The 7,656-nt window shown below is 43.9% G+C and carries 4 protein-coding genes; 1 reads left to right on the forward strand and 3 read right to left on the reverse strand.

Annotated elements, in window-relative coordinates; all coding sequences use genetic code 11:
- Nucleotides 1–14: 14 nt before the first annotated feature.
- Together ED312_RS17905 and ED312_RS17910 are read right to left on the reverse strand one after the other, a co-directional pair.
- Nucleotides 15–1,670, reverse strand: coding sequence for a RagB/SusD family nutrient uptake outer membrane protein (locus ED312_RS17905; RefSeq protein WP_123217399.1), 1,656 nt, complete (start codon nt 1,668–1,670; stop codon nt 15–17).
- A gap of 9 nt (nt 1,671–1,679) precedes the next feature.
- Nucleotides 1,680–4,778 carry a SusC/RagA family TonB-linked outer membrane protein gene (locus tag ED312_RS17910; RefSeq protein WP_240643135.1) on the reverse strand — a complete coding sequence of 1,033 codons (3,099 nt, stop codon included), beginning with the start codon at nt 4,776–4,778 and terminating at the stop codon, nt 1,680–1,682.
- A 1,213-nt stretch (nt 4,779–5,991) separates the two neighbouring features.
- Here ED312_RS17910 and ED312_RS17915 point away from each other — a divergent pair.
- Entirely contained in the window at nt 5,992–6,537 is a 546-nt protein-coding gene (locus ED312_RS17915) for a DUF1697 domain-containing protein (protein ID WP_123217400.1), read from the forward strand.
- Between the two features lie 27 nt (nt 6,538–6,564).
- Here the strand turns inward: ED312_RS17915 and ED312_RS17920 are convergent, their stop codons facing one another.
- Nucleotides 6,565–7,227: a 4'-phosphopantetheinyl transferase family protein gene (locus ED312_RS17920; RefSeq protein ID WP_123217401.1), complete on the reverse strand. Its 663-nt coding sequence runs from the start codon at nt 7,225–7,227 to the stop codon at nt 6,565–6,567.
- Nucleotides 7,228–7,656 lie beyond the last annotated feature (429 nt).

Below are 7,656 nucleotides of genomic sequence, written 5' to 3' on the forward strand. Positions count from 1 at the left end.
TTTGCGGGAAGTTATTAATTATATCCGGGATTTTGTTCCAGATCGGCATCAATATTCCGCTCTATTTCTTCTGCCGGGATAGGCCACAGATTGTATTTCGGTAAAATTTCATCAGCATAATACGGATTGTGCGCTTTTACCCTGTCATACAAAAGGCCTAACCGCATTAATGTGAGCCTTCTTTTTTCTTCTACCCCCAATTCCCGCATTCTTTCGTCCAGGATATAATCGATATCCACTTCTCCGGGAGATACCGGACCGGCATGCGCTCTTGATCTGACGACATTAATATCCTCCGCTGCCTTTGTGTTATTTCCCAAATTCATATAGGCTTCTGCTCTCAACAGATAAGTTTCTGCCAGCCTGAACATATATTGATCGGTATATGTGGCACCGGCCGTACTTTTAAGAGTCCCCAGTTCACGGTTATCGTAAAGACCGTCCGGGTGGTTAAATGGGGTGGTCACCTTGGACTGGTAAGCATAAAAGTCGCGGGTGGTATTTACACCCTCTGGCGGATTTTCGGTGGATATTACCTGCCCGAACAGTGAAGACTCCGGATTATCGGCTACAAATTCCCTGACAAAATTATGATTTGCATTGCGGATATCATTGTCAAAATCACTTTCCCATATCTCATTGGTAAAATGATAGGTGGGGACAGCCCATCCTATGCCGCGGCCTCCCGTATAGGCACTTCGGGGCCACAGGAACGGGGCTTCTCCGTTTATCCTTACATTTCGTATAAACGGTGCGTGCTGTCTTTCCAGCATATAGGAGCCGTCTCTGCCTCCGGATACCGTACTGCCTCCCAGAACATCCGTTTCAAATTGAATGACCCATATACCTTCTGTGTTCCCGGAGCTCCTGTTTTGATTGTTCATCCGGAACAGGTCCCAGTATACGTCACCGGGATTTTCATCGGCTCTTGTCCCGAATCTGTTCTGCATCAACCCGGTGGCGGGATCGTCGATGACTACCGAAGCGGCATCTACGGCATCCTGTGGCCGGCCGGCTGCAATGTAAACCTCGGAAAGCAGGTGTTCCGCCACCAGGTTATGGAGCCTGCCGTCCTGTACATCGGTAATTCCGGGAAGGTTTTCGGCGGCATAGCTCAAATCCTCTATGATCTGATTTAAAACCTCTTCTTTGGAGGCTCTTACAAAATCGGTCCTCGGCTCGGAAATTTCCTCCGTAACAATGGGCACACCGCCCCACATATAGACTAATGCCCTGTATGCAAAAGCTCTGAAAAATCTTGCCTGCGCGGTGAGTTCCAGTCTTTCTTCTTCGGTAATGTCTGCTACAGGGGCCCTGCTGATAACAATATTGGACTCAACGACCATACTGTACAGGTTATCCCAGTGTGTAGCAGGAATACCGCTGGTAGGATCGTAAGCTGCAATCATGTTGGTATGTCTGTCGGTACCGGGCTGCCCATCATAAACGAGATCGGTTCCGAAAATGAAATCGAAAGGCCTGCGTTCATCCCTGTCAAAGAATATCCTTCTTGAAAACCAGTACAGATTGTTAACAGTAGCATTTAAGCCTTCGTATGTATTGTAGGCATTGGAAGACCCCAAAAAGTCAAGTGGCTCTTCATCCAGAAAATCCTTCTTGCAGGAAGCAATTGTCAACAGAACCGTTATTATTAATACTATTCTTTTCATGTCTTTTTTTTAAAAGGTTACGTTAAGTCCGAGTGAATAACTTTTGAGAGCAGGTCTCCATGGATCTTCTCCACGTGTCAGGCCTGTACCCTCATCTTTTGGGCCTTCCGGGTCCCACCCTCTCCATTTTGTCCACGTGGCCAGGTTCTTCCCGCTTATGAAGACCTGCAGATTATCCAGGCGCAGTTTTTCAACCAGTTCCTTATTAAAATCATAGGTAAGACTCACATCCTGCAGCCTTACAAAACTGCGGTCCTGGTATACTGCGGGGGAAACCTGTGGGTTCCTGCCGGGAAAGACCGGGTCTACCCCATCGGGGTTATTGGGTTGCCATAGATCCCGCTCATTAAGGTAATTCCACCGTATGTTATTGTCATCGAGTGTAATCGGGTATATATTATTTTGCAGGTAACCCCTTTTACCACCTTGTATGGAGTTTATAAATACCCTTAGGCTCAAACCTTTATACTTAAATGTATTCAGAATACTGAACCGGTATGCAGGGTTGGCATGCCCCCGGATCACCCTGTCATCTGCCGGGGTGATCTGCCCGTCCCCGTTTTGGTCCACAATCCTGTAGCTTCCGGGAAAGTATCCATCCGGTATATCATCCCCTACCTGGTAAATACCATCCGTTTCATAGTCATAAATCACACCGAGAGGCTCCCCGATGAAGAGATTACTGGCAGTAAGGTCGTCTTCTACTCCATCACCGTCATTATCCCTGCCTGTCAGTTTTAAAACCTTGGTGGCCGTAGTAGAAAAATTAACGGTAGTGTCCCAGTTGAAATTATCACTTTGAATATTATGACTGGAAATGGCAAATTCCAGACCGCGGTTCTCTATCTCTCCTATATTGCTCCTTATGGTTTCGAAACCTGTGATATCCGGAATGGCTACATCAAATAACAGATCATTTGTCCTGGTGTAATAATATTCGACCGTTCCGTTGAGCCTGGAGTTAAGAAGGGAATATTCCAGCCCCAGATTCATCCCTGTTGTCCTTTCCCATTTAAGGTTGGGATTAGCCAGAGAGGTAAGTTGTTGTCCGAACACCGTAGACCCGCCGTCACCGAATATATAGGCCGCACGGGTGGTTACACCGGCCAGTGAACTATACCTGTCGGTCTGGTTACTGCTGGTACCATAACCTACCCTGAGTTTCAGGTTGTTCACCCACTCTTCCTTAAAGAATTCTTCGTTGCTGATGGTCCATGCCAGGGCAACAGAAGGGAAATAACCGTATTTATTGTTCTCGGAGAACCCGGAGAAACCATCTCTCCTTACGGTGGCTGTGACCATGTACCGGTTATCGAATTTATAATTGACCCTTGCCATCTGGTAATTCAGTGCTTCTCTCCAGGCATCTGAATAGGTGAACTGGTTTACCCCCTGCTCCAGGCTGTTATATCCCAGCTCCAGCCTGGCAAAGTCGTTTGCCGTGGCAGACGTATAATCAAATTTTCTTTCGATGGCCCCGTATAGGAGGGTTACATCTATATCGTGCTTTCCGAATACCTTCTTGTAATTGATGATATTGTCCAAATTATAATCATAATAGAATTCATGATTTTTATAAGCCTCTCCCCTTAAACCAGAGCCGTATTCATTGGCCCTGTAAAATTTATTGATCCTGTAATTATTACCAAAATTCACACGATAGGACAACCCTTTCAGAAACGGGAAATCTATTTGTGAGAAAAAGTTCGCGAAGAAATAATCATGACGCTCATAGTCGTCCACATAATACCCGAGAAATGCATTTTTATCGGCAGTATTGGCCGGGTTCGGGATCAGGTTACCCTCTTCGTCAAAAGGCTGCAGTAAGGGGGATGTCCGGACCAGATCAGTAATACTCGGTTCCGCCCCGTCCTTTTTCACAAAAGAAGCAAAACTCTGAACTCCGACTTCCCACCAGTCCGCAATTTCGGTAGTGAGATTTATCCGGGCTCCTTTCCGCTGGAACTTGTCGTTAGCAATAAATCCCTCCTGGTCCGTATGCTCAAGAGATATAAGATAAGTCGTTCTTTCCGACCCTCCGGAAACACTGATTTTCTGTTGGTTGATAAAACCGGTCTGTGTTCCGGCTTCCCACCAATCGAAATTGGTATCTACGATATTCCCGTTTTTGTCCAGCATGGAGGAATCCACATAATCGGCCAGGTTAAAATCGGGATTGGGTGTTGTATAATCAGGAGCCAGGTACGCATTCTGGTATTGCAGCATCCTGATATGTTCCAGGTAATCATCGCGTTTCATCGGCCTCAGATCCGTAGAAGGTTCCAGTGTAGCATAAGAAGCAGATATCGAAACTCTCGGTTTCTGATTCTTTTTACCCTGTTTGGTTGTCACCAGGATAACACCGTTAGCTCCCTGGGCCCCGTATACTGCTACGGAACTGGCATCTTTCAATACGTCTATGGACTCGATATCATCCGGGTTGATGGATTCGAGCGAACCGTTATACTGAATTCCGTCCAGGATAACCAGTACACTCTGATTCCCGGATATGGTGGTCCTTCCTCTTACGGAAAGAGAGGGCGTAGATCCTGCGCTGTTCACCTGCCCGACATTAAGCCCCGGCAGGTTACCCTGCAGCATCTGGCCGAAATTACTAACCGGGGCCTGCCGGAAATCTTCAAGGTTCGCACTACTCACGGCACCCGTAACATCGCTCCGCTTCCGGGTTCCGTACCCGATAACCACCACTTCATCCAGTTTTCCCATGTCTTCCTCCATGGTAACGGATAATGGCTGATTACCGGTGACTTCCTTTTCAACGGTAGCAAAGCCAATATAGCTGAATACAAGTACTGTAGACGTTTTACCCACCGTCAGGCTAAACTTACCATCAAAGTCTGTTGAAGTACCGTTCCCGGCATCCTTTTCCAGAACATTTACCCCGATAAGCGGAACCCCTTCCGGATCTAAAACCGTTCCGGTTATCGTTATTTCCTGGCCGGTTCCTGCGCCGGCAGATGAATTTTTAACATACGGCCCCTTGCCAAAACCGTAATTTGCCATCATACAAAACAGTGTAACAAGGACTACTTGTTTCGGTAAGTCCTTACATAATCGCAAAAGATTACCCTCTTCTTCTTTTTTCATGTTGTTTTCAATTTAATGTTATTGGTCTTTTTTTTCATAGCGGGCAGATCCGGGGCATCTCATAATTTCCACAGGGTTGATAAAAACCTTGTCATTAAAAGCATCCTGGTGCGATGCATTAAAAACTTATAAAAACAGGTTAAGTTTGGTTTGTCTTCAGGTAAGGGGCTACTGAAAACATTTCAAAAGCATGGGAAAAATTGTTCAGGCGTTGACATTACGGACAACAGGGCGGTGGCGAAAGTCCACAACTCCCATATCCCAATCCTTTTTAATATGACGGAAATGATATACAACATTACTTCGCGAGATTGTAAGACAGGCCGGAAAAACCCGTGGAAAAGCAGCTGTTTTCCTTTTTTCTCCGGGTATGCCGGAATTGTGGTATTGTTTACTCGAATTTCGTAACAACACTGTTACAGAACGTGGGGAAAAAGAATCAATTTTCATTGTTGTCGGGGTTAAAGGTTTTCTGAAAACCGGCATTAACGGTGTTATTTTTGCTTTTTTTGTTTCCGCAATCGATTGCGTAATTATGGAATAAAAAAGTGATATGTCATATGGTGATATCATGTTCTAGTTCAACAAACGTTTGTGGGACTGTTTTTTCCGGAAGGCTATTCCCGGCAGGATGTTCTCCTCTTTTCTATCACTTATAAAAGCGGTGGATAACGGACCGGATGTCCGTAACCTGTAGCTTTCTCTGTGTAAGATAATCTTCATGATCCTAACGGATTGTTATTTATGTAAAGTTTCGATATGATTTTTGACGATTTGAATAAAATAGAGCTCAATAATTACTATATTATTCCGGTTCAAAGTAGATTATTTTATTTCGAACATCCGCTGAAAAACTGTCTCAATTTCTCTTCAAAACAGATCAATTATCCGAAAATGACAGGGAATGACGGGATTTGAGATGATTTGGCAAAAAATAAGATGATCTGAATACCGGATTCGCTCTTACCATTTCCATCCTACAACAAATTTGGCATAAAATCCGGGGTCGGGTAAAGGTCCTTCACCCGGCCTTTCATAGATTATAAGCCATATTTGCCCCCTATACCCGTTATTCGGACGGCTTACAGGTAATTGATATTCTTTCTTTTTGTTACCTTTATCCAGGACGATTCAGGGCGTACGGGAAGGACTGTGCAGCCCTCACGGTTCTTAGCACGACGATCCTGTACCGGCCAAAAAGATCAAACAACTTATGAAATCAAAAGAAAAATATGTTGCCTTTCTTCGAGGAATTAACGTAGGCGGACATCATAAGGTACCAATGGCAGACTTACGTACCGAATTGAAAAAGATAAACCTGGAAAACGTTACTACTCTTTTAAATTCGGGGAATGTCATATTTGAAAGCGAGGAAGATAACCTCGAAAACAAGATTTCCGATCATTTGGAAAAAGTATTCGGCTTTCCGGTCCCCGTCGTAATAAGAAAATACGGCACGATTGCCGGAATGCTGGATGACAATCCGTTTGAGGGCATAGAAATTACGAAAGATATCCGGTTGTACGTTTCCTTCTTAAAGCAGGATGTCAGTGCCGAATTAAAATTACCCTGGAAAAGCCCGGACAAGTCTTATGAAATAATCGGGAAAACAGATAAGACCCTATTTAGTGTCCTTGACCTTTCCGTATCAAAAACCCCAAAAGGGATGGATGCCCTGGAAAAATATTACGGGAAAGAAATTACTACACGAAATTGGAATACCATTGTACGCATTACCAACAAAACCAGTGCACAATAGTGACTCATAGATAACACAGAAGATTAATCAGGTTAAAGTGCGGGATTTATAAAAGTCTATATATCGAATCTTAAACGCAGATAACCGATTTGTTGCCAATGCCGCACTATAATCGCTGTCCACTGTTAACTGGTGTACGAACCATAGTTTATCCTCATATTGCACCGTATTATTATTCATTTCGAGCTTATCCGGCGGAATTGAAAATCCTCGTCCGTCCGCCTTCATCACACTTTCCTTAATGGTCCAGTATTTATAGAATTCTTTTAATGGATAATCCGACTCATTGATTTCATGCCACTGCCCCGGGCTCATTATATTCCCGAAGTCTTCAATATTTATACGTCTGTTTTCTTCAATATCGATGCCCAGCCTGATATTTTTTCCAAAGGCACAGATCACGAAATTGCCCGAATGCGATATATTAAAATCATATCCATCTAATGTCAGATACGGACGCTGGTAGTCATTGTATGCCAAATAATTCCAGATATCCGTCTCTATTCCATATATTCTCAATGCTTCCATGAGAAGTAATTTTCCAAACAGGTGCGAATGCTTATCCTGCCAGCGGATGTATCGTGAGTTCCTTTGCTTTAAATCCGGCGACAGGTAAGATAAATAACCTGAGAAAAGGTCTTGTTCCAGCGGTTTTTTGAAGGATGTTACAAATATATTTATCAGGTCCATCACTTAATTTTTTCAAATCCGGTCGGTAATGAAGGCTGTACTGAATATTTCATCAATGGAACTTACCTCCGAAAACGGTATGCCGGATTTCCGGTAAAGATAAGCAGAACAGGTTTTTTATTGCGATCTCTAAAAGGGAAATCCCCAATATTGCCGTATCGAAAAAAGGTGGCAAGCCCGGTACTGTGCTCTGCCGGGAACACAGTATCGGACTTGCCACCTTCCACAACTAAAAAAATAAACCACTCCTGTGGACTTCAAGTCCATAGGTTTGTGGCAGACTGAAAGTCTGTTTGGCCACGAATTCATCAATATTTTTATAAGTATCAACCTCTATTCATTTGTGAATTCGTGGCTAAATAACTTTTTAGGCACTTTCAGAAGTAAGCCAATTTCCCAAAAAATAAACAACGAACTCAGGTAATTTTT

This window comes from Sinomicrobium pectinilyticum (genome assembly GCF_003725735.1).
GTDB lineage: Bacteria > Bacteroidota > Bacteroidia > Flavobacteriales > Flavobacteriaceae > Sinomicrobium > Sinomicrobium pectinilyticum.

Coding starts and splice junctions, on each gene's coding strand:
- ED312_RS17905 (WP_123217399.1), bottom strand. CDS start 1,670: ATGAAAAGAATAGTATTAATAATAACGGTTCTGTTGACAATTGCTTCC.
- ED312_RS17910 (WP_240643135.1), bottom strand. CDS start 4,778: ATGAAAAAAGAAGAAGAGGGTAATCTTTTGCGATTATGTAAGGACTTA.
- ED312_RS17915 (WP_123217400.1), top strand. CDS start 5,992: ATGAAATCAAAAGAAAAATATGTTGCCTTTCTTCGAGGAATTAACGTA.
- ED312_RS17920 (WP_123217401.1), bottom strand. CDS start 7,227: ATGGACCTGATAAATATATTTGTAACATCCTTCAAAAAACCGCTGGAA.